The sequence below is a fragment of the Subdoligranulum sp. APC924/74 genome, assembly GCF_003324125.1.
GTDB classification, from domain to species: Bacteria; Bacillota; Clostridia; order Oscillospirales; family Ruminococcaceae; genus Gemmiger; species Gemmiger qucibialis.
On the sequence record NZ_PSQF01000001.1, the window covers coordinates 216,941 to 236,974 of the forward strand.

Genomic DNA, 20,034 nt, shown 5'->3' on the forward strand with positions numbered 1-20,034 from the left:
TTTCCTCACAACGGCAGCAGCGCCAGCCGCACCCGGCCTGTGCGGTCGGTCACGGGCACCAGTTCCAGCGGGCCGTATACTGCTGCCAGCGCGGATTGCAGCGCTTCAACCGGGTCAGTTCTGGGGTACAGCATGGCTCCGACCTGCCCGTTTTGCAGCACGATCAGCGTATCGCACCAGTCCAGCATCAGCATGGGGTCATGCAGGCAGATCAGCGCTGTTTTACCGCTTGCATGCACAAATTCTGCCAGCAGCGCCGCCATATGGCTGCGGTTGGCAAGGTCCAGGGCGCTGTCCGGTTCATCCAGTAGCAGCAAAGGCGCATCCTCCACAAAGGTACGTGCCAGAATACAGAGCTGGCGTTCGCCGCCGCTCAGCGTCAGGTAGTCCTGCTCGGCTTTATCCGCCAGGCCTACCGTGCGCAGGGCTTCTTCCGCTGCCGCACACATGGCAGCGGTGGGGCTTTGCAGCACGCCAAGGCGGGGGTTGCAGCCCATCAGCACAACTTCCCGTGCAGACATGGACACCGAAATTCCGCTTTGCTGCGGGATGTAACTGACCGTTTGTGCCAGACACCTGGTAGAAAGGCTTTCCAGCGGCACACCATCCATCAGGCAGCACCCCGTATGGGGCAAAAGCCCGGCCACTGCGCGCAGCAGGGTGGTTTTTCCGCTGCCGTTCGCCCCCAATATTCCCACCAGCTGGCCGGGGGTATCTATCGTAAAATGAACATTTTGCAGGATGTTCTTATCGCCAAGACGGACGGCCAGATTCTCCACAGTGAACATTACCGCGTCTCCCTCCCCGGCTTTATAATAAGGTAGAGCAAAAACGGAACACCCAGCAGCGAGGTGAAGATACTGACCGGCAGTTCGGTTGCCGCCACCGTTTTGGCAATGGTATCCGACGCCAGCAGCAGCGTGCTGCCCACCAGCCCGCTGAGCAGGCTGGTGGAGCGGCGGTTGTGCCCCGCCAGCAGCCGCGCACAGTGGGGGGCCAGCAGCCCGACAAAGCTGATCAGCCCAGTCACGCTGACAACCGCGGCCACCACCAGCGTTGCCAATGTCAGCAGCAGAAAACGCATCCGCCCCACCGGAACCCCCAGCAGCCGCGCTTCATCCTCTTCCACGGATAAAAGCATCGCCTGACGGTGCAAAGCAAAAATTACGGCGCAGCAGGAAATAACCATTGGAACGGGGAACCACACCCGGCTTTGCGTTACCCCCGCCAGGCTGCCCATGATCCAATATTCAATGCTGGCTAGCTCTTTTTCCGGGTCAGCGGTCAGCTTTAGCAGCATCAAAAGAGTTTGCGCCAGCGCATGTACGGCAATGCCCGCCAGCACCAGGTTCATCTTGCTGCGCCCCGGCGCGGCGGCCGCCAAGCCAAGCGAGAGAAATACCGCTGCCAGCCCGCCCGCAAAGGCGCATACCGTGGTGCCCAGCGTGCCCGAAGAGACAAACAAGATGGCAAATGCCGCGCCAACGCTGGCCCCCGACGATACCCCAATGATATCCGGGCTTGCCAGTGGATTGCGGAAAACAGTCTGGTACACAAAGCCCGCCACGCCAAGACCGAACCCGCCCGCCAGCGCCATCACGGCACGGGGCAGGCGCAGTACCGTAAAGGTGCGCACTGCCATAGCGTCCCCCGCCAGCAGTGCCTGCAGGGTTATGGGATAACGGCCGAAATAAAGTGCCGCACCAAAGGCCATAAAAACGCAGAGCGTTGCGCCCAGAAGGCACAGCGCCGTGCGTTTGCGGTTATTATTCATAAGATTCGGGGGTAAAGCCATAGAAGCTACCATAGAATTCATCGGCAGCGGCGTGGTAATACTCCTCGGTCACCTGCTCCGGGTGCAGCACGCTGGCAAGATAAACACTTCCAAGGAAGCTGGCCGGCACGGGGGAATCCACAGCCTCAACAGCGTGGGGCAGCTGGTAAACATGGCTCTCCTTGACGGCGGTGCAGTCCGCCAGGGCGGCATCGTTCAGAACAGAATCAACGTCATATTCAGCATCGGATGCCAGAATGATGTAATCGGGGTTCCAATCCAGGATCTGCTCATAGGAAACTTCGGCCCAGTAGGTATCTTCCACGCTGGCGGCGGCGTTTGTGCCGTTGGCGTTTTCGATCATCGTGTTCTGATACATGGCGGGGCCTGCGGTTTCCAACACGGAGCTGTTGCCTGCCAGGTAAACGCTGGGGGCATCGGTGCCGGCAACGGCTTCGGCCAGGGCGGCCAGGTTGCTGTCAATGGCCATTTCCAGCTCCTCGCCGCGGGCGGTGGTGTTGGTTGCCTGTGCCAGCAGCTCGATCGCGCCGAACAGGCCGGCCTGGTTTTCCGGCTTAACAGCCAGCACGGTCAGGCCCATTTCCTCCATCTGGGGGATGGAATCCTTGAGCTTGGCGGGCACGATGACAAGATCCGGGGCCAGCGCAGCGCAGCCTTCCAGGTCAAACTCTTTGGCGGTGCCAATGCTGGGCAGGGACTGGATCTCCGGGGCGGACAGGCTGTAGAGGTTGCGTTTGTCGGCTTTGGCTTCCACGCCAACCAGCTCGTTCTGCACGCCCAGCGCAATCAGCAGGCTGGTGGAAATGTAGTAGCCGCTGGCAAGGGTTTTGGGTTCTTCCTCAATGGTAACTTCGCGGCCCAGCTGATCGGTAACGGTCAGCGGGTAGGTAACCGCCGTTTCGGCGGCAGGTTCTTCCGGTGCAGCAGTGGCTTCCGGGGCTGCGGCAGCCTCTACGGAAGCAGCCTCGCTGGCTGCGGTACTGCTGGCAGCAGCGGTGCTGCCGCAGGCTGTCAGTGCCATAGCGGCGGCCAGCAGCAGGGCGGTCATTTTGGTCATTTTCATGTTTCTTACTTCCTTCTAAAACCAATATTCCGTTGTGTTTTTCAAACAACAACGGAATTATAGCAGAATTTGTGGTAAAATGAAAGTGGTACTACACAAAAGTATGATTTTACCCAAAAACGGAGAGCATTCTATGATAACGATTCGAGAATATGCCCGCCCCGCCACACTGGAAGAAGCATGGCAGCTAAACCAGAAGCGCCCGAACCGGGTGCTGGGAGGGATGCTGTGGCTGAAAATGGAAAAAATCAGCGTTGGCACAGCCATTGACCTATCTGCGCTGGGGTTGGATACCATTGAAGAAACCGATACCGAATTTGCCATTGGCGCCATGGCAACGCTGCGCAGCCTGGAAACCCACGCCGCGCTGAACGCGGCCACCAACGGCGCCATGCGGGAGGCCGTGCGCCATATTGTGGGGGTGCAGTTCCGCAACTGCGCCACCGTGGGCGGCAGCGTGTACGGGCGGTTTGGCTTTTCAGACGTATTAACGCTGCTGCTGGCGCTGGACTGCGATGTGGAGCTGTACAAAGCAGGCCGGATGCCTATTGCACAGTTTGCCGCCCTGCCCTATGACCGTGATATTTTGACCCATGTTTACATAAAAAAGACGCCGGGGCTTGCAGTGCATTACCAGTCTGTGCGGGCCACCCAGACGGACTTCCCGATTTTGACCTGCGCTGCTGCACGCACGGCGGATGGAGCCTACCGCTTTGCCATCGGTGCACGCCCCATGAAAGCCATGCTTGTCTGCCCCACGGCCGCCCCGGATGAGCTGCCCGCCGCCGTACAGGCTGCGGTGCCCACCGGCAGCAACCTGCGCGGCAGTGCCGCCTACCGCACCCATCTGGTGGGGGTGCTTGTCAAGCGTGCCGTACAGGCACTGGGGAACCTGGAGGTGCTCTGATGCAAATTCATTTTACGTTGAACCATAAAAAAACAGCTGCTGAGATCGCCCCCGATACCCTGCTGATTGATCTGGTGCGCTCTTTAGGCTGCAAAAGCGTCAAGCGCGGGTGCGAAACCGCCAACTGCGGGCTGTGCACCGTGTTTTTGGACGAAAAGCCGGTGCTTTCCTGCTCTGTACTGGCGGCGCGGGTGGATGGCCGCAGCGTTACCACGCTGGAGGGCCTGCAGGAGGAAGCCGCTGAGTTCGGCGCGTTCATCGCTGACCAGGGGGCCGAGCAGTGCGGCTTCTGCAACCCCGGCTTTATCATGAATGCGCTGGCCCTTTTCCGCGAAAAACCCGACCCCAATGAGGAAGAGATCAAGGAATACCTTGCGGGCAACCTTTGCCGCTGCTCCGGGTACGAAGGCCAGCTGCGCGGGATCCAGAACTTTTTGGCGTGGAAAAAATCAAAGGAGGCTGCCCAATGAAAACTGTGAACCAGCCTGTGCGCAAGAAGGACGCCATGCAGCTTGTAACCGGCCAGCCTGTGTACATGGATGATGTTATCCCGCAAGACTGTCTCATCGTCAAGCTGCTGCGCTCCCCCCACGCCAATGCGATCGTCAAAAATATTGATACCTCCCGCGCCATGCTTGTGCCCGGCATGGAGGTGATTTACACCTGGAAAGATGTGGACCAGAACGCCCGCCGCTACACCCAGGCGGGCCAGACCTACCCCGAAATGAGCCCTTACGACCGCCTTGTGATCGACCGCCATGTCCGCTTTGCCGGGGATGTTGTTGCGATCCTTGCGGGCAAAGACGAAAAATGCGTCGATAAGGCGATGAAGCTGATTCAGGTGGAATATGAAGTTCTGCCCGCGGTGCTGGATTTCCACACAGCGCTCGATAACCCTACTCTTGTGCACCCGGAGGATAACTGGGAAGCCCTTGTTCCCGGCATCGGAGCTGACAAGAACCGCAACCTCTGCGCCCACGATGAATCCGGCGAGGGTGATATTGAGGCGGTGTTGGCTGGGTGCGATGTGGTCATTGACCACACCTACCACACCCGCGCCTGCCAGCAGGCCATGATGGAAACCTTCCGCACGTATTGCAGCATTGATGCTTACGGGCGGCTGAATGTGCTCAGCTCAACGCAGATCGTGTTCCATTGCCGCCGCATTTTGGCAAACGCCCTGCACATCCCCAAATCCATGATCCGCGTTGCCAAGCCGCGCATCGGCGGCGGGTTCGGCGCAAAACAGACGTCAGTGTGCGAGGTTTACCCTGCCTTTGTTACCTGGAAAACGAAGAAGCCCAGCAAGATCATCTATACCCGCTTTGAAAGCCAGACGGCTTCAACCCCGCGCCATGAGATGGAGATGCACGTGCGGCTGGGCGCAACAAAGGACGGCATCATCAAGGGCATTGACCTGCACACCCTTTCCAACACCGGCGCTTACGGTGAGCACGGCCCCACAACGGTGGGGCTTTCGGGCCACAAGTCCATCCCGCTGTACGGCAAGGCCGAAGCGTTCCGCTTTGTCAGCGATGTTGTTTACACCAACCACATGTCATCGGGTGCGTACCGCGGGTACGGCGCAACCCAGGGTCTGTTTGCGGTGGAATCCGCTGTGAATGAGCTGGCCGACAAATTGGGGATGGACCCGTTCGAGCTCCGGCAGCGCAACATTGTCCATGAGGGCGATGTTATGCCCGCCTACTATGGCCAGGTCAACACCAGCTGTGCGCTGGACCGCTGCCTGAAAACCGTGCATGACAGGATGGATTGGGACCATAAGTACCCCGTGCGCGAGATCGGCAATGGCAAGGTGCGTGCTGTTGGCATGGGCATGGCCATGCAGGGCTCCGGCATCGACCATGTGGACGTGGGCAGTGCCACGCTGAAAATCAACGATGACGGGTTCTATACCCTCTCCATCGGCGCAGCGGATATGGGCACCGGCTGCGATACGATCCTGGCGCAGATTGCTGCCGAAGTGCTGGAATGCCCGCTGGAAAACATTGCGGTTTTGGGCGCAGATACCGATTCTTCCCCCTATGATTCCGGTTCCTATGCGTCCAGCACAACCTATGTGACCGGCAAGGCCGTGGAAAAGTGTGCGCTGGAACTGAAAGATAAGATCTGCACCCTGGGGGCACAGCTGCTGGGGTTGGACAAAGCCGCCGTGCTGTTTACCGGCGATGCCGTGACGAGCGAGGATGGCACCCAGCGCGTGCCGCTGGCCAGCATTGCAACGGCATCCCAGTGCGGCAACACGGTGGCGCTGGAAGCCACCGTGACCCACAGCTCGGAGATTTCGCCCCCGCCGTTTATGGTTGGCGCCGCCGAAGTGGAAGTTGACCTGGAAACCGGCGAAGCCCAGGTGGTGAACTATGTGGCCGCGGTTGACTGCGGCACCCCTGTAAACCCGAACCTGGCCCGTGTGCAGGCCGAGGGCGGCATTTTGCAGGGCATCGGCATGGCGCTGACCGAGAATGTGACCTACAATGACCGCGGCATGCCGCGCGAAAGCTCCCTGATGCAGTACAAGATCCCCTGCCGCACTGATATTGGACATATTGATGTAAGTTTTGAAAGCAGCTACGAGGGCTCCGGCCCGTTTGGCGCAAAGTCCATCGGTGAGGTCGTCATCAACACCCCGCTGCCCGCCGTGGCCGATGCCATCTACCACGCCACCCACAAACGCTTTTATGAGCTGCCCATCACCCGCGAGCAGATCGCAATGGCGGTGGAAAAGTGAGTGACGGGGGGCTTGCGCCAGGAGATGCAATGGCGTTTGCTTTATAAGCATACGGTTTGCTTCATTTTTTCCCTATCATAATCAAAACGCAGAAGCAATACAACAGCCACAACGGGCAAGCCCGCTGTGGCTGTTGCTTTTGGTGCCCTTTTTCACGCGGTAAGAAGAGCGTTCCCATTTATTTTGATTGTATCGTTGATACTGCCATTATAATGCCGCCGTGAGATAACAATAGCCCGGTATCCGCTTTGCGCCAAAAAGTGCGGTACCGGGCTGTGGCGATATTCTCCTGCTTATTTCCATCCGCGGGCGGTGGGGTCCAGCATTTCGGCGGCGGAATAGATCAGCGCGTTGCAGATGGCCGCCGCCACGTTGCTGCCGCCCTTGCGGCCCATGGCAACAATGGCGGGCACGCCGTGGCTTTCGCACACGGCAAACAGGCGCTCCTTGCTTTCCACCACGTTCACAAAGCCCACCGGCACACCGATAACCAGCGCCGGGCGCAGGCCGTTTTCAATTTTCTCGGCAATCGTCAGCAGGGCGGTGGGGGCGTTGCCCACGGCCAGCACGGCGCCGGGGTATTCGGCCGCAGCCTTGTGCATGGCGGCCACGGCGCGGGTGGTGCCCGCCTGTTTGGCCGCTGCAGCCACAGCGGGGTCCGCCATAAAGCAGAGCGCCTGCCCGCCCAGCTTGGCCAGGCCCGGCTTGGTGATGCCTGCCAGGGCCATGTTGGTATCGGTGATGATCGTTGCCCCGGCGTGCATAGCAGCAATACCGGCGGCTACCGCGCCGGGGGTAAAGTGCAGGGTCTGCGCATAGTCAAAATCCGCGGTGGTGTGGATGACCCGCTTGACTACAGGGGCGTTTTCCGGCGGGATGTCCAGCCCGCGCTGGGCCAGCTCCCCGGCAATAATTTTCATGCTGGTGCGTTCAATATCGGCAGGCAGGTGGTGCTGCGGCATCATTGGTCATTTCCCCTTTCGGCGGGCTGTGCAAGGCCCATAGCCGCATACACGGCGGCCAGATCCAGGTTATGGCGTACCCCATCGGCCAACAGATCCAGCTGCTGGGTACGGTATTCCTGCATGGAGATCGGTGCTGCCGCGGCAGGGTCGATGCCCTTGCGGCGGCAAAGATAGGCGGCAAACTGCTCGGTCAGCTCGCCGCTGTCAAACAGGCCGTGCAGGTAGGTGCCAAACACCTGGCCCTGCACGCAGCCTTCGGGGGTGCCGTCCGCCAGGGTGCAGAACGGCGCGCCCTGCACAGTGGTGCGCCCGGTGTGAATCTCGTACCCGGTCAGGTGCGCCCCGGCAAAGGGCTCCGCCGTCACGGTCGCCTGGCTTTGGGTGCGGCGCTTTTCGGCGGTAAAGGTGGTTTGGGTGGGCAGCAGGCCAAAGCCGCGCAGGGTCTGCGGGCGGCCGCTTTCGGTGCCTTCAGGGTCGGCCAGGGTCTGGCCCAGCATCTGGTAGCCGCCGCACACCCCCAGCACCGGCGTGCCGCGCCGGGCCAGCTTGCTGATGGCTGCTTCCAGCCCGCACTGGCGCAGCCACAGCAGGTCGTCCACGGTATTTTTTGTACCGGGCAGGATCACGCAGTCCGGCGTGCCAAGCTCGCGGGTGGTCTGCACATAGCGCACGCCAAGCAGCGGGTGCTGCTCCAGCGGCATAAAGTCCGTAAAGTTGGAAATATGCGGCAGCCGCACAATGGCAGCATCCAGCGGCTTGACGGCATTTTTGACCTGCAGCCGGTCGGAAAGCGAATCCTCGTCCTCAATATCCACCTTTAAGTACGGCACAACGCCAAACACCGGCAGATGGGTTTTCTCTTCCAGCATGGCAAGGCCGGGGCGCAGAATCCCCACATCGCCGCGGAACTTGTTGATGATAAGCCCTTTGATGCGCGCCCGTTCGTCCGGCTCCAGCAGTTCCACCGTGCCAAACAGCTGGGCAAACACGCCGCCGCGGTCAATATCACCCACCAGCAGCACAGGAGCATCCACCAGCTTGGCCAGCCCCATGTTCACGATGTCATCGGCTTTCAGGTTGATCTCTGCCGGGCTGCCCGCGCCCTCGATGACGATAATATCAAAATCTTCCGCCAGGCTGTTGTAAGCCGCCAGAATATCGGGGATGAGCTGTTTTTTACGGCGGAAATACTCCGCCGCCGGCATCTGGCCGCGCACTTCCCCGTTGACGATCACCTGGCTGCCAATATCGCTGCTGGGCTTGAGCAGAATGGGGTTCATCCGCACATCCGGTTCCACCCCGGCTGCCTGGGCCTGCACCACCTGGGCGCGGCCCATTTCCAGCCCGTCACGGGTCACAAAGCTGTTCAGCGCCATGTTCTGGCTTTTGAACGGGGCCACCCGCCAGCCATCCTGAGCAAAAATGCGGCAGAGCGCCGCGCACAGCAGGCTTTTGCCCGCGCCGCTCATGGTGCCCTGCACCATAATACATGTTGCTTTGCTCATTTTAGTACCTCCCGCATGGTCTGCAGCAGCTGTTCGTTTTCCGGCGCGGTGCGCACGGCGGTGCGGTACCAGCCGGCGCTCAGCCCCGGGTAATTGCCGCAGCTGCGCAGGCAGACGCCCCGCTGCTGCAAGGCCGCACCCAGCGTTTCCGGCGCGCGGAACAACAGGTAGTTGGCGCTACCCTCGATCACCTGCAGCCCCAGTGCCCGCAGTCCTGCCGCCAGTTTGGGGCGCTGGTCGGCAATCAGGGCGCGGACGGCATCGGCATAGGCGGTTTCCCGCAAAGCGGCAGCGCCCGCAGCCTGCGCCAGGCTGGATACCCCCCACGGCTGGCCTGCGGCCTGCATTTTGGCCAGCAGCGCCGTGTTGGCGCACAAGGCATACCCCAGCCGCACCCCGGCCATGGCGTACAATTTGGTGAACGCTTTCAGAATAACAAAGTTGGGCGCGGTTTGCAAAAGCGGTTTGGCCGTCAGGGCATCCCGCTGCTGCAAAAAGTCCAGGAAGCACTCATCCACCACCAGCACGGCCCCGCAGTCCGCACAGCGGCGCACCAGGCGCTGCACCAGCTCCGGCGGGGTAATTTGCCCGGTGGGGTTGTTGGGCTGGCACAAAAACACCAGGTCAATGCTCTGGTTCACTGCCTGCACAAAGGCTTCCGTTACGGCAAAATCATCGGCCTCATGCAGGGTTTTCCGCTTTACTTCGCAGCCAACGCTTTCCAGTGCGGCGGCATACTCGGCAAAGGTGGGGGCGGGCAGCAGGGCGCGGCGAGGCTTGAGCGCCCACACCAGCCGGTAGATCAGATCCGCAGCCCCGTTGCCGCACAAAATCCACGGTTCCGGCAGCTGTTCCGCCCGGCTGAGTGCCGTGCGCAGCTCCCGGCAAAGGGGGTCCGGATAGCGGTCCGCAGTGGGCAGAGCCGCAGCGATGGCATCCGCCACGCCCTGGGGCAGGCCCAGCGGGCTGACATTGGCCGAAAAATCCAGCGCATCATGCCCAAAGCGGGCGCGGTAGCCCGCCCAATCACCGCCATGTACCAGTTCCATTCCGTTCTCCCCTTTTCGTTGTTACATCGCCAGCACCAGCAGGCGCAGGGCAATGCCCAACACCAAAGCCAGCAGGCTTTCGGCATACATCATGCGGTCGGCCCGCAGAATGTCCTTTGGTTCCACGGGGCGCAGTGCATCCCCAATGGTGGGTTTATCATAATACTCGCCAAAATAGTAGGCGGGGCCTGCCAGCTGCACGCCCAGGGCACCGGCGCAGGCGCTTTCGGTCTGGGCGCTGTTGGGGCTGGCATGGTTGCGGCGGTCCCGCCGCCAGATCTTCCATGCGCCGCGGGCACTGCTGCCGGTCAGGGCGGCAGCGGCCACCCACAGCAGCCCGGCCAGGCGGCTGGGCAGATAGTTGGCCACGTCGTCCAACCTGGCGGCGGCACGGCCAAAATACAGGTATTTCTGGTTTTTGTAGCCCAGCATGCTGTCCATCGTGTTGATGGCCTTATAGGTCAGCGCCAGCGGCGCGCCGCCCAGCAGCATGTACAATAGCGGGGCAATCACGCCATCGCTGGCGTTTTCGGCCACGGTTTCCACAGCGGCTTTGGTCACGCCCTCCGCCGTCAGGTTTTGGGTATCGCGCCCCACAATGCGGGCCACGGCTTTGCGGGCGGCGGGCAGGTCCTGCTTTTGCAGCTCTTTGTACACATTGCGGCTTTCCTGCGCAAGACCCTTAGCGGCCAATGCCTGGGCACACCAGAACATCTGCACGGCAAGCCCCGCCAGCGGGTGCAGCGCCGCCGCCAGCCTGCACACCAGCGCTGTGATGAGGAACGTGCCCACCGGCAAAATGGCGGCCAGCACCGCCCCGCCGCAAAGCTCCCCCTGCGGCGTTTGGGGAAATTGTGCGCGCAGGCGTTTTTCCAGCGCGGTGATGGCTTTGCCCATCAGCACAACGGGGTGCGGCAGCCAAGCCGGGTCGCCAAAAATGGCATCCAGCACAAAGCCACCCAAAACGGCCCAGCAAATCAGCATGGTAACTCCTTTGTATACTGCACGGTTTTGACCACGCGCAGGGTTTTCTGGTGTACCCAATCGGCGGCATCCAGCACAAAGCCGCCCGCCGCGGGGGCACACCAGGAATAATAGTTTTTATGGGGCACGGCGAACCGTTCCAGCGCCGCCATCTGGGTGCCGCCGTGGGCAACGATCACCAGCTGCGGTTCCCCCGCCGCCAAAGCGGCATCCACCAGCGCGGCAAATGCTGTGCAGACACGCTGGCAGAATTCCGCCTTGCTTTCCCCGCCCGGGCAGCGGCCTTCGCAGCCGGTTTCCACCCAGGCGCGGTACTGGGGGTCGTGCTCCATCTCCCGGTAATTGCGGCCCTCAAACACGCCAAAGTCCATTTCTTTCAGCCCATCCGCCACAACCAGTTCCGCATCGGGGAAAAGCACTTCCGCCGTCTGCCGGGTGCGCTGCAAGGAAGTAATCATGACCGTTTTGGGGGCAAAATCCGCCCGGCACAGCTGGGCAAGGCCCTGCGGGCACAGCGGTACATCCCGCCTGCCCTGGTAACGCTTTTCCAGGTTTTCCTGCGTTAAGCCGTGGCGCAGCAGGTAGATCAGCATGGCGGCAGCTCCCCTTTCAGCACGGTGGGCAGGCCGCAGAACATCTGCACCACACAGTCGGCCCGCTCAGCCAGCAGGCAGGCAAGGCGGCCGGCGGCTTCCCGCGCGGCGCGCTGGGCGGGGTCAATGGGCACCACACCGCCGCCAACCTCGGTGGCGGTTACTACGTCATATTGGGCAAGCTCGTCCGCAAGGGCGGGCAGGCTTTCGGCATTGGCGGCAAGGGTCTGCACCTCGTAAATCTGCCGCCCGCCAAAGGGTTTGGCAAAGGTACGCTTGCCGCTGTACAGCGGGCCGGTAATAAACAGCATGTTACAAAAACCCCTTCCACTGGCAAAACACAAGGGCCGCCAGCATATACAGTTCCGCTTTTTGCAAAAACCACCCGGCCAGATCCCCGGTAATACCGCCAAACTGCTTGACCGCCACACGGTGGTAGCGCCACAGGGCAACCCCCGCCACAAGCACCAGCACGCCGCCGCCCAGGGCAAAAAGTGCCACTGCCAGCACAATGCTAAGGCATCCCAGCACCCGGCGCACCGTGGTGCGGTCCGCCGCCGTGGCAAATGTGTGCGCAAGGCCGGTATTTTTGGCCAGAGGAAAGGCCGCCACTGCGTAACCGGAGCAGGCACGCTCCAGCACCAGCGCCAGCAGCCAGACAGCCCCCACCTGCGGGGTAAACTGCACGCAGCAGCACAGCGCAAAGTAGGCCACAAAGTAGCTGCACAGCCGGATCACGGCGAACGCGCCGCAGTGCGGGTCCTTGAGGATATCGAGCTTTTTCTGGGTATCGCCATAGCTGCAAAGGGCGTCACAGGTGTCGGCGTAACCATCCAGATGGATGCCGCCCGTGGCCCAGACAGGGATCAGGCAAAAGCCCGCCGCGCGCACCATGGCGGGCAGCGGCAGGCTGGCGCACACGCACCACAGCACGCCGCACAGCACCCCCACCAGCGGGAAGGCACAGAGCGAATACCGCATGTTTTTCTCGTTCCAGTCAAACTGCGGCACCGGCACAGCCGAGAACATGGCAAATGCCACGGCGATCGTCTGCAAAACTGTCATGGGCGTTCCCCTCCTTTGTAGTACACCGGCAGGCCGCACACCACGCGGCAGACGGCGTCGGCTTTGGCGGCAACGGCATTGTTGACCATGGCAAGGGCCTGCAGATAAAGGTCTGTCTCCCCGGCATGGTCCGCCCCGCCGCTGAATACCTCGTTGCTGACGATGATGAGATGCCGGCACTGTGCGGCGATTGCCTCGATCCCCGCCAGCATTTTTTCCGCCGCCTGCTTGGGCGGCAGGCAGCTGCCGTCGGGGCGGTACAGCTCATTGGCGGCCAGGTTGCCCAAATCTTCCAGCAGGGCGGTGCCCTGCTGCGGCAGGCGGACCAAGTGCAGGTTTTGGGGACATTCCACGGTAGCAAACTGTTTTTGCGCCCGCATGGCGCGGTGTTTGGCCACCCGCGCGGCGCACTCGGCGTCCCACACCTGCATGGTGGCAAGGTAATAGCGCGGGCCGCCGCTCTGCACGGCAAGATGCTCCGCATAGGCGCTTTTGCCGCTGGCTGCGCCGCCGATAACCAGCGTCAGCATTGTGGGGTATACGGCGCAATGCCGCCCTCCGCAAAGGAATAGCAGCCGCGGTAGACGGCCAAAGCCATATCCCACAGTGGAATGGAAGCCACCGCGCCGGTGCCCTCGCCCAGATGCAGGTTGGCGGTGATGAGCGGCGCTTTGCCCAAAGCATCCAGCACCATATGGGCGGCAGGCTCCGCCGAAACATGGCTGGCAAACACTGCCTTGGCTGCTGCGGGGCAGAGCCGCACCGCGCACAGCGCCGCCACGCTGCTGATAAAACCATCCATCAGAACGGGCACACCCTCCAGCGCGCCGCCCAAAAACACGCCGCACAGCCCGGCAATATCAAACCCGCCCAGCTTGGCCAGCACATCCAGCGGGTCAGCGGGATTAGGCTGGTTGCGGGCAATGCCGCGCCGGATCGCATCAATCTTGCGGGCAAGCCCTGCATCCGAAAGCCCGGCCCCGCGTCCGGTCATGCTCTGCACGGGGGCACCCAGCAGCACGCTTGCCACGGCGCTGGAGGTTGTGGTGTTGCCAATGCCCATCTCCCCCGTTGCTAACAGTTGAACTCCCTGCTGCTTTTGTCCGCGCACCAGCGCAATGCCGCAGCCGATGGCCTGCACGGCCTGGGCGCGGGTCATGGCCGGGCCGCAGGTAAAATCTTTGGTGCCGGGGGCAATGCGGCAGTCCTGCACGCCGGGCACCGGGGCACCGGCAATGCCCATATCCACCGGCACAACGCTGCAATGGGCGGCAGCTGCCATCTGGCACACGCTGGTGCGCCGCGCGGCAAGGTTTTGCAGCACCGCGCGGGTCACGCTGGCGTCGGTTTGGCTCACGCCCTGGGCCACCACGCCATTATCGGCGCACAGCACCAGCACGGCGCGGCGGGCAAAATCCAGCTCCGGGGTGCCGGTCAGGGCGGCGGCGTCCTCCAGCATGGTTTCCAGGCTGCCCAGCCCGCCCAGCGGTTTGGCCAGCGCGGCCCAGTGGGCGTGCGCCGCGGCGCGGGCAGCTTCATCGGGCGGGGTGATGGTTTGCAGCCGTGTGTTCAGTTCAGGTTCCGTCATACCGTTCTCCCTGTTTTTGTTTGGGCATACTGCGCCGCAGCCGTTACGAAGCGCTGCGGCAGCGGGGTGCCCGCCCAGTATAGATGCGGGAACCCCGCATACAGATGCCCGTTGGCAAAGCCGCAGTCCCAATGGCGGCCATTGGCTTTTTGGGCGGCAAAAGCGGTGCCGTTGCAGGTGGAATCCCAATGGTGGAACTCATGCACGGGCGCCGGCTCCCCTGCGCGGAAGAGCATGCTGTCCGCCTGCGGGGTGAGCGCGGCATAGCCAAAGCGCACCAGCCGCCCCACGCGGAACCCCTGCCCCGGCAGCACACCCGCCATGGGGTGGGCGGTTCCGGCGTCATCTTCCAGCGTTTGGCCCAGATACAAAAAGCCGCCGCATTCCGCCACGGTGGGCAGGCCGCACTGCACGGCGGTGTTTATGGCACAGCGCATGGCGGTGTTGGCCGCCAGCTGGGCGGCGTACAGCTCCGGGTAGCCGCCCGGCAGGTACAGCCCGCCGATATGTTGCGGCAGCGCGGCATCCCGCAGCGGGCTGAAATAGCAAAGCTCTGCGCCTGCGGCCTGCAGGCTTTCCAGCGTTTCGGCATAGGTAAAGCAGAACGCTTCATCCTGTGCCACGGCAATGCGCACGGTGGGGGCTGTGGCCTGAACCGCAGGGGCCATTGGGGCCGGGCGGTCAAACAGGGCCAGCAGCCGCGGCCAGTCGATATTTTTTTGCGCGGCGGCGGTCAAAATCTGAATTTTTTGCTGCAAATCAGCAATTTCGCCCGCGGTTTTCAGCCCCAGGTGGCGGCTTTCGATGGCGGCATCCGGCATGGGGGGCAGAAAGCCCACCACCGGCAGACCGGTTTCCCGTTCCAGCATGGGGGCCAGCAGCTTGTACAGCATCTCGGTGCAGTCGTTCAGCAGAACGCCCGCAATGTGGTGCGGCGTGCGGAACGCTTTTAAGCCTTGCAGCTGGGCGGCCAGCGTTAAACTGGCCCCCTTGGGGCGCACCACCAGCAGCACCGGCAAGTCCAGCACATCGGCGGTGTGCCAGGCGCTGGCGGCAGCGCTCACGCCGCCAAGGCCGTCATAATAGCCCATGGCACCCTCACACACCGCGCTGCCATGGCCCGCCGCGCCGCTGGTGTACAGCCGTCGCACGGTCTGCGGGGTGGAGAAAAACAGGTCCAGATTGTGGCTGGGCACCCCCAGCACGGCGCGGTGAAACATGGGGTCAATGTAATCCGGCCCGCACTTGAACGCGCAGGGCTCCAGCCCGCGGGCTTTCAGGGCGGAAAGCAGGGCGCAGGCGGCGGTGGTTTTTCCGCTGCCGGAACTGGGCGCGGCCAAAAGCAGCTGCAGCATTCTCATTCCCTCACGATCAAAAATACCGGGTTGTTGGCCATCATCAGGTGCAGGCTGCCTGCCGCCTTGCTGCGGCTTACAGCAATCTGGGTCACCTGTGCGGCCAGCCCGTGGGCGGCCAGGGCGGCAATACTCTGCTGCAAGGTTTCCAGCGCAATGGCGGCGATGCAGAGCCGGGTCTGCGGGTTGGCGGCCAGGGCGGCATCTACAATGGCCTGCATATTGCCCTTGCTGCCGCCGATGAAAACAGCATCCGGCGCGGGCAGATTTTGCAGCGCTTCAGGGGCTTTGCCCGCGATCAGCGTTAAGTTACTGGCGGCAAATTTGGCCTGGTTCTGGCGAACCAGCGCGCAGGCATCGGCATCACATTCCACCGCGTACACCTGACCCATGGGGGCGGCCAGCGCCATTTCCACGCTCACGCTGCCCGTTCCGGCACCGACATCCCACAGGGTATCAGTGGGGGCAACGGCCAGCTTGGCCAGCGCGGCGGCGCGCACCTCCTGCTTGGTCATCGGCGTTTTGCCGCGAATGAAGGCTTCATCCGGCAGGCCGGGCACGCGGGGCTGCGGTTTGGGGCAGGGCTCCACCAGCAGCACGCTGAGCGGCGCAAAGCTGCCGCCCGCCAGCGTTTGCACCGTATCGGTGATGACCTTTTGCTGCGGGGTGCCAAGGTTCTCACCAACCGTGGCCTGCACCGCGCCAAAGCCTGCGGCGGCTAGAATCTCACACAGCGCGGCGGGGCTGGTATTGCGCCCGCCCGTCAAAAAAAAGGTCGGGCGGTCGCTCCGGCACTCTGCCGCAGGGGCGCAGGCACATCCGTGGGCGCTGACAAGGTGCCAGTTCTGCCACGGCCTGCCCAGCGCCGCGGCCAACAGCTGTACGCTGGAAATCCCCGGCAGCACCGTTACTTCCGCCCCCTGTGCCCGCAGCTTGGGCACCAGCGCCGCAGCACCGGAATAAAAGCCGGTATCCCCGCTGTAAACCAGCGCGGCGGTCTGGCAGGGCTCCGCTTGCAGGCAGGCCAGCACTTCATCCGGCAGGTAAATTGGCTTGCGGTTGGGGGTACAGCCATCCGGCAGGTTTTGCAGCAGCCGCTTTGCCCCCAAAATCAGCCCTGCCGTTTGCAGGGCCTGCAAGCCTTGGGCAGTCAAACTGCCGGGCAGCCCGCTGCCCATGCCAACCAATGTAATCTTCATAACAGCTCCCTGCATCGTTGCAAAATTTCTTCGGCGGTCTCGCCGCATTCCTCCGGGCGGCGCAGTACAACCAGCGCAGCCCCGCTTTGGGCGGCAGCCTGGGCTTTTTCGGCAAAGCCGCCCGCGCTGCCGCCGTCCTTGGTGACAAGGTAACGGATGTGGAACTGCTGCATCAGCGCAAGGTTCAGTTCCAGTGTAAAAGGGCCCTGCATGGCAATGATGTTGCGGTGCGGGATGCCCGCGCCCTCGCAAGCCGTAATGCCCGCCACGGTGGGCAGTACCCGCGGGTACAGGCGGGCGGCATCCAGCCCGGCAAAGGCCGCAAGCTCCTTGGCGCCGGTGGTGAGCAGAACATTGCCCTGCGTTGCGGCTAAATACTGCGCAGCCTGGGCGGCGCTGCCCAGCACCACACTGCCCGCGGGCAAGGTGCTGGCGGCGCGCAGCAGGCGGTGGTACTCTACCCCGGCTGCGTTGGCGGCGGCGCGGATGTTTTTGGTGGCTTCCACCGCGTAAGGGTGGGTGGCATCCACACAAAGGGCTGCGCCCTGCAAAAGCTCCGCCATGGCGCCGGGCAGCAGGCGGCCGGAATGTACGGTAATGCCGGGGGCCTGGCCCTGTTCCTCGGCCCCCAGGTCGGTTGCTACGCTGACGGTAACGGCAATGCCCAACGCGGCAGCGGCGCGGGAGAAATCCCGCCCTTCGGTAGTGCCGCTGAACACAACGATCCTCATACCCCGTGGTACCCCCGCGGCGTTACCATCCACCCGCTGACCTGGTGGGTGGCGCTGTTGCCGATGAACACCGTGGTGAACATATCCACGGTGGTGTGTTCCAGCTCGGCCAGTGTCATCTGGCTGCTCTGCTGGCCGGTGCGGCCAATGCTGCGTATCACACCGCAAAGGGTACCCGCCCCCTTGCCGTTTTGCAACAGGATGCGAACCGCCTTTTGCAGGTAATCCGGCCGCCCTTTGGAAGAGGGATTGTACAGCGCCACGCAGAAATCTCCCATGGCGGCGCAGGCCAGCCGCTTTTCGATCATCTCCCACGGAGTCAGCCGGTCCGAAAGGGAGATCACGCAGAAATCATGGGCCAGCGGTGCGCCCAGCACGGCGGCACCGCTTAATGCGGCGGTCAGGCCGGGAACGACCTCCACTTCCACATCGGGGTATTCCGCCGCCAGCTCCAGCAGCGGGCTGGCCATGCCGTACACCCCGGCGTCGCCGGAGCAGACAAGCGCCACCGTTTTGCCGGTCTGGGCCGTTTGCAGCGCCCAGCGGCAGCGGTCAATTTCTCTGGTCATACCGGTGGCATAGGTTTCTTTTTCCGGGTACAGGGGGCGCACAAGGTCGATGTAAACGGTGTAACCGCACAGCACATCAGCCTCTTGCAACGCATGGCGGGCCTGCGCGGTCAAAAACTGGGCATCGCCAGGGCCAAGGCCCACAACGGATACAAGGTTACGCTTCATCTGTTTTCCATCTCCAATCCGGGGCAAAGGGGCGCACGGCAGCGGCAAAGGTCACGCCGGTATGCGCATATTTGGGCAGCAGCAGCGTGCCGCCGGAAGCCAGCACGGCGGCGCGCTCGCAGACGTTATCCACACCCGTCACTCCCTGCACAAAGCGGGAGGCGCTGAAAGTTCCGGGCACAGCGCGCAGCTGGGCGGCGGAATAAAAGCTGACCTGCCAGCCGTGGCTGCGGCAGAACTCCAGCAGACCGGGTTCGTTCTGTTTCAGATCAATGCTGGCGGCGGCGGTAATTCCGACCGGGGCCAAATTTGTATCGGCGCAGAACGCTGCAAACGCGGCTTCCAGCTGGGCGGCGGTGGTACCGCGCTTGCAGCCAACGCCCAGCACGCCAATGCGGGGGATCAGATGCAAAGCGTTCCCCTGCGGGGTCATTGTCAGGGCAAAATCAGCGTCAGACGGTTCTTCGGCTTCCGCCACACCGGCGGGCGGGGTGCCCGCAATGGCCCAGGGGGAAGCATACCGCACCGTTTTGCCGGCCAGCAGTGCCCCGCTGACGAATTTAATGCGCGGGGTTTCCCACACAGCGCAGTTTTGTTTTTTGGCCCACTCATCCACGGCAAACAGGCCGTTGGCATCGGTCGCCGTGGTGATCACCGGCACCGCACCACAGGCAGCAGCCAGCCGGCAGGCCAGGTCATTTGCGCCGCCCAGATGGCCGGAGAGCAGCGGCACCGCAAAGCGGCCGCATTCATCCAGCACCACAACGGCGGGGTCGGTGGCCTTGCTTTGGCAATGGGGCGCAATGGCCCGCACCGCAATGCCCGCCGCCCCCACAAACACCAGGGCATCCGCCGCGGCAAACTGCTGGGCCGTCCACCCGGCCAGCGTCACCCCGCCCAGCCCGCAGCGGCTGACGGAGCCGGGGCAGGTTTGGGCCAGCTGCTGCGCCAGCGCCAGCCCCTTGGCCGTAAAGGCAAGATACGCACAGTTCACGGTTTGGTCCCCTCGCGGTATTCGGTGGTAAAGGCGGGGTCGTACAGTTTGCTGCGGGCATAGCAGCGGCCAAGGAAATCCCCCACCACGATCAAGGCCGTTTTGGTAATGCCCGCCTGCTTGGTGCTTTGGGCCAGGGTGCCAACGGTGCAGCGCACGGTTTTCTGCTCCGGCCAGGTGGCCTTGTACACCACGGCGGCGGGGGTGCTTGCGGTGTATGCCCCCTGCAGCAGTGCTTCCTGCACTTTATCAATTAAGCCGATGGAGAGAAAAATCACCATGGTAGCGCCGTGGCTGGCCAGGCTGGCGAGCTTTTCCTTTTCCGGCACGGGGGTGCGGCCCTCCATGCGGGTAATGATGACCGTCTGGCTGACGGCGGGCAGCGTGTACTCGGCGTTCAGCGCGGCGGCGGCACCGCAAAAGCTGGAAACACCGGGCGTATCATCGTAAGCAATGCCGTCGGCGTCCAGCGCGTCCATCTGCTCCCGGATGGCCCCGTACAAACAGGGGTCCCCGGTGTGCAGCCGCACAGTGGTTTTGTGTTCGGCTTCCATTTGGCGCATCACGGCAAGCACCTGTTCCAATGTCATTTCAGCACTGTTATAAATGGCGCAGCCGGCTTTGGCCAGCCCCAGCAACGCCGGGTTGACCAGGCTGCCCGCATAAATAATGCAGTCCGCCGTTTGCAGCAGCGCCGCACCGCGCCGGGTGATCAGATCCGGTGCGCCGGGGCCCGCGCCCACAAAATGTACCAT

General features: G+C 62.8%; 21 protein-coding genes. 3 read left to right on the forward strand and 18 right to left on the reverse strand.

The features are described 5' to 3' along the window. Nucleotides 1-5 precede the first annotated feature (5 nt). From C4885_RS01050 to C4885_RS01060, 3 genes are read right to left on the reverse strand one after another with little or no spacing between them, the layout of a single operon-like run. Nucleotides 6-788 (reverse strand): ABC transporter ATP-binding protein, encoded by a 783-nt coding sequence (locus C4885_RS01050; protein ID WP_113998630.1) that lies wholly within the window; start codon nucleotides 786-788, stop codon nucleotides 6-8. Then, complete coding sequence (locus C4885_RS01055) at nucleotides 788-1,774, reverse strand: iron ABC transporter permease (RefSeq protein WP_242979431.1); 987 nt, start codon at nucleotides 1,772-1,774, stop codon at nucleotides 788-790. The genes C4885_RS01050 and C4885_RS01055 overlap by 1 nt, the downstream gene beginning before the upstream one ends. Next, complete coding sequence (locus C4885_RS01060) at nucleotides 1,767-2,858, reverse strand: ABC transporter substrate-binding protein (protein WP_113998632.1); 1,092 nt, start codon at nucleotides 2,856-2,858, stop codon at nucleotides 1,767-1,769. Before C4885_RS01060 ends, C4885_RS01055 begins: the two co-directional genes overlap by 8 nt. A 133-nt stretch (nucleotides 2,859-2,991) precedes the next feature. On the opposite strand from C4885_RS01060, the gene C4885_RS01065 reads away from it, so the two are divergent. The 3 genes from C4885_RS01065 to C4885_RS01075 are packed head-to-tail and all read left to right on the forward strand — an operon-like array spanning nucleotide 2,992 to nucleotide 6,514. Beyond that, nucleotides 2,992-3,765, forward strand: coding sequence for a xanthine dehydrogenase family protein subunit M (locus C4885_RS01065; RefSeq protein WP_113998633.1), 774 nt, complete (start codon nucleotides 2,992-2,994; stop codon nucleotides 3,763-3,765). Next, complete coding sequence (locus C4885_RS01070; protein ID WP_113998634.1) at nucleotides 3,765-4,235, forward strand: (2Fe-2S)-binding protein; 471 nt, start codon at nucleotides 3,765-3,767, stop codon at nucleotides 4,233-4,235. The genes C4885_RS01065 and C4885_RS01070 overlap by 1 nt, the downstream gene beginning before the upstream one ends. After that, the gene (locus C4885_RS01075) at nucleotides 4,232-6,514 is read left to right on the forward strand and encodes a xanthine dehydrogenase family protein molybdopterin-binding subunit (RefSeq protein WP_113998635.1); all 2,283 of its coding nucleotides are present in this window, start codon (nucleotides 4,232-4,234) and stop codon (nucleotides 6,512-6,514) included. Before C4885_RS01070 ends, C4885_RS01075 begins: the two co-directional genes overlap by 4 nt. A 293-nt stretch (nucleotides 6,515-6,807) precedes the next feature. Here C4885_RS01075 and C4885_RS01080 read toward each other — a convergent pair whose 3' ends face one another. Genes C4885_RS01080 through cobM form a run of 15 tightly spaced genes read right to left on the reverse strand, consistent with a single transcriptional unit; the run spans nucleotide 6,808 to nucleotide 20,034 of the window. Next, on the reverse strand, nucleotides 6,808-7,479 hold the full coding sequence (locus C4885_RS01080; RefSeq protein WP_113998636.1) for a precorrin-8X methylmutase: 672 nt from the start codon (nucleotides 7,477-7,479) through the stop codon (nucleotides 6,808-6,810). Then, a complete protein-coding gene (locus C4885_RS01085; protein ID WP_113998637.1) occupies nucleotides 7,476-8,984 on the reverse strand; it encodes a cobyric acid synthase in 1,509 nt (502 codons plus the stop codon). The genes C4885_RS01080 and C4885_RS01085 overlap by 4 nt, the downstream gene beginning before the upstream one ends. Continuing rightward, a complete protein-coding gene (gene cobD, locus C4885_RS01090; protein WP_113998638.1) occupies nucleotides 8,981-10,033 on the reverse strand; it encodes a threonine-phosphate decarboxylase CobD in 1,053 nt (350 codons plus the stop codon). Before cobD ends, C4885_RS01085 begins: the two co-directional genes overlap by 4 nt. A gap of 21 nt (nucleotides 10,034-10,054) precedes the next feature. Continuing rightward, entirely contained in the window at nucleotides 10,055-11,014 is a 960-nt protein-coding gene (gene cbiB / locus C4885_RS01095) for an adenosylcobinamide-phosphate synthase CbiB (protein WP_113998668.1), read from the reverse strand. Beyond that, nucleotides 11,011-11,610, reverse strand: a complete 600-nt coding sequence (locus tag C4885_RS01100; RefSeq protein WP_113998639.1) for a histidine phosphatase family protein — start codon at nucleotides 11,608-11,610, stop codon at nucleotides 11,011-11,013. The genes cbiB and C4885_RS01100 overlap by 4 nt, the downstream gene beginning before the upstream one ends. Then, nucleotides 11,604-11,921, reverse strand: coding sequence for a bifunctional adenosylcobinamide kinase/adenosylcobinamide-phosphate guanylyltransferase (locus C4885_RS01105; RefSeq protein ID WP_113998640.1), 318 nt, complete (start codon nucleotides 11,919-11,921; stop codon nucleotides 11,604-11,606). Before C4885_RS01105 ends, C4885_RS01100 begins: the two co-directional genes overlap by 7 nt. 1 nt (nucleotide 11,922) lies before the next feature. After that, nucleotides 11,923-12,675: an adenosylcobinamide-GDP ribazoletransferase gene (locus tag C4885_RS01110; protein WP_113998641.1), complete on the reverse strand. Its 753-nt coding sequence runs from the start codon at nucleotides 12,673-12,675 to the stop codon at nucleotides 11,923-11,925. Then, nucleotides 12,672-13,205, reverse strand: a complete 534-nt coding sequence (locus C4885_RS01115) for a bifunctional adenosylcobinamide kinase/adenosylcobinamide-phosphate guanylyltransferase (RefSeq protein ID WP_113998642.1) — start codon at nucleotides 13,203-13,205, stop codon at nucleotides 12,672-12,674. Before C4885_RS01115 ends, C4885_RS01110 begins: the two co-directional genes overlap by 4 nt. Next, nucleotides 13,199-14,263, reverse strand: coding sequence for a nicotinate-nucleotide--dimethylbenzimidazole phosphoribosyltransferase (gene cobT / locus C4885_RS01120; protein WP_113998643.1), 1,065 nt, complete (start codon nucleotides 14,261-14,263; stop codon nucleotides 13,199-13,201). The genes C4885_RS01115 and cobT overlap by 7 nt, the downstream gene beginning before the upstream one ends. Further along, entirely contained in the window at nucleotides 14,260-15,618 is a 1,359-nt protein-coding gene (locus C4885_RS01125) for a cobyrinate a,c-diamide synthase (RefSeq protein ID WP_113998644.1), read from the reverse strand. The genes cobT and C4885_RS01125 overlap by 4 nt, the downstream gene beginning before the upstream one ends. A gap of 2 nt (nucleotides 15,619-15,620) precedes the next feature. After that, nucleotides 15,621-16,817, reverse strand: coding sequence for a precorrin-6y C5,15-methyltransferase (decarboxylating) subunit CbiE (gene cbiE / locus C4885_RS01130; protein WP_113998645.1), 1,197 nt, complete (start codon nucleotides 16,815-16,817; stop codon nucleotides 15,621-15,623). Further along, the gene (cobK, locus tag C4885_RS01135) at nucleotides 16,814-17,548 is read right to left on the reverse strand and encodes a precorrin-6A reductase (RefSeq protein WP_113998646.1); all 735 of its coding nucleotides are present in this window, start codon (nucleotides 17,546-17,548) and stop codon (nucleotides 16,814-16,816) included. Before cobK ends, cbiE begins: the two co-directional genes overlap by 4 nt. Beyond that, nucleotides 17,545-18,285, reverse strand: a complete 741-nt coding sequence (gene cobJ, locus C4885_RS01140) for a precorrin-3B C(17)-methyltransferase (RefSeq protein ID WP_113998647.1) — start codon at nucleotides 18,283-18,285, stop codon at nucleotides 17,545-17,547. The genes cobK and cobJ overlap by 4 nt, the downstream gene beginning before the upstream one ends. Further along, nucleotides 18,275-19,279 (reverse strand): cobalt-precorrin 5A hydrolase, encoded by a 1,005-nt coding sequence (locus C4885_RS01145; RefSeq protein ID WP_113998648.1) that lies wholly within the window; start codon nucleotides 19,277-19,279, stop codon nucleotides 18,275-18,277. The genes cobJ and C4885_RS01145 overlap by 11 nt, the downstream gene beginning before the upstream one ends. After that, the gene (gene cobM, locus C4885_RS01150) at nucleotides 19,276-20,034 is read right to left on the reverse strand and encodes a precorrin-4 C(11)-methyltransferase (RefSeq protein ID WP_113998649.1); all 759 of its coding nucleotides are present in this window, start codon (nucleotides 20,032-20,034) and stop codon (nucleotides 19,276-19,278) included. Before cobM ends, C4885_RS01145 begins: the two co-directional genes overlap by 4 nt.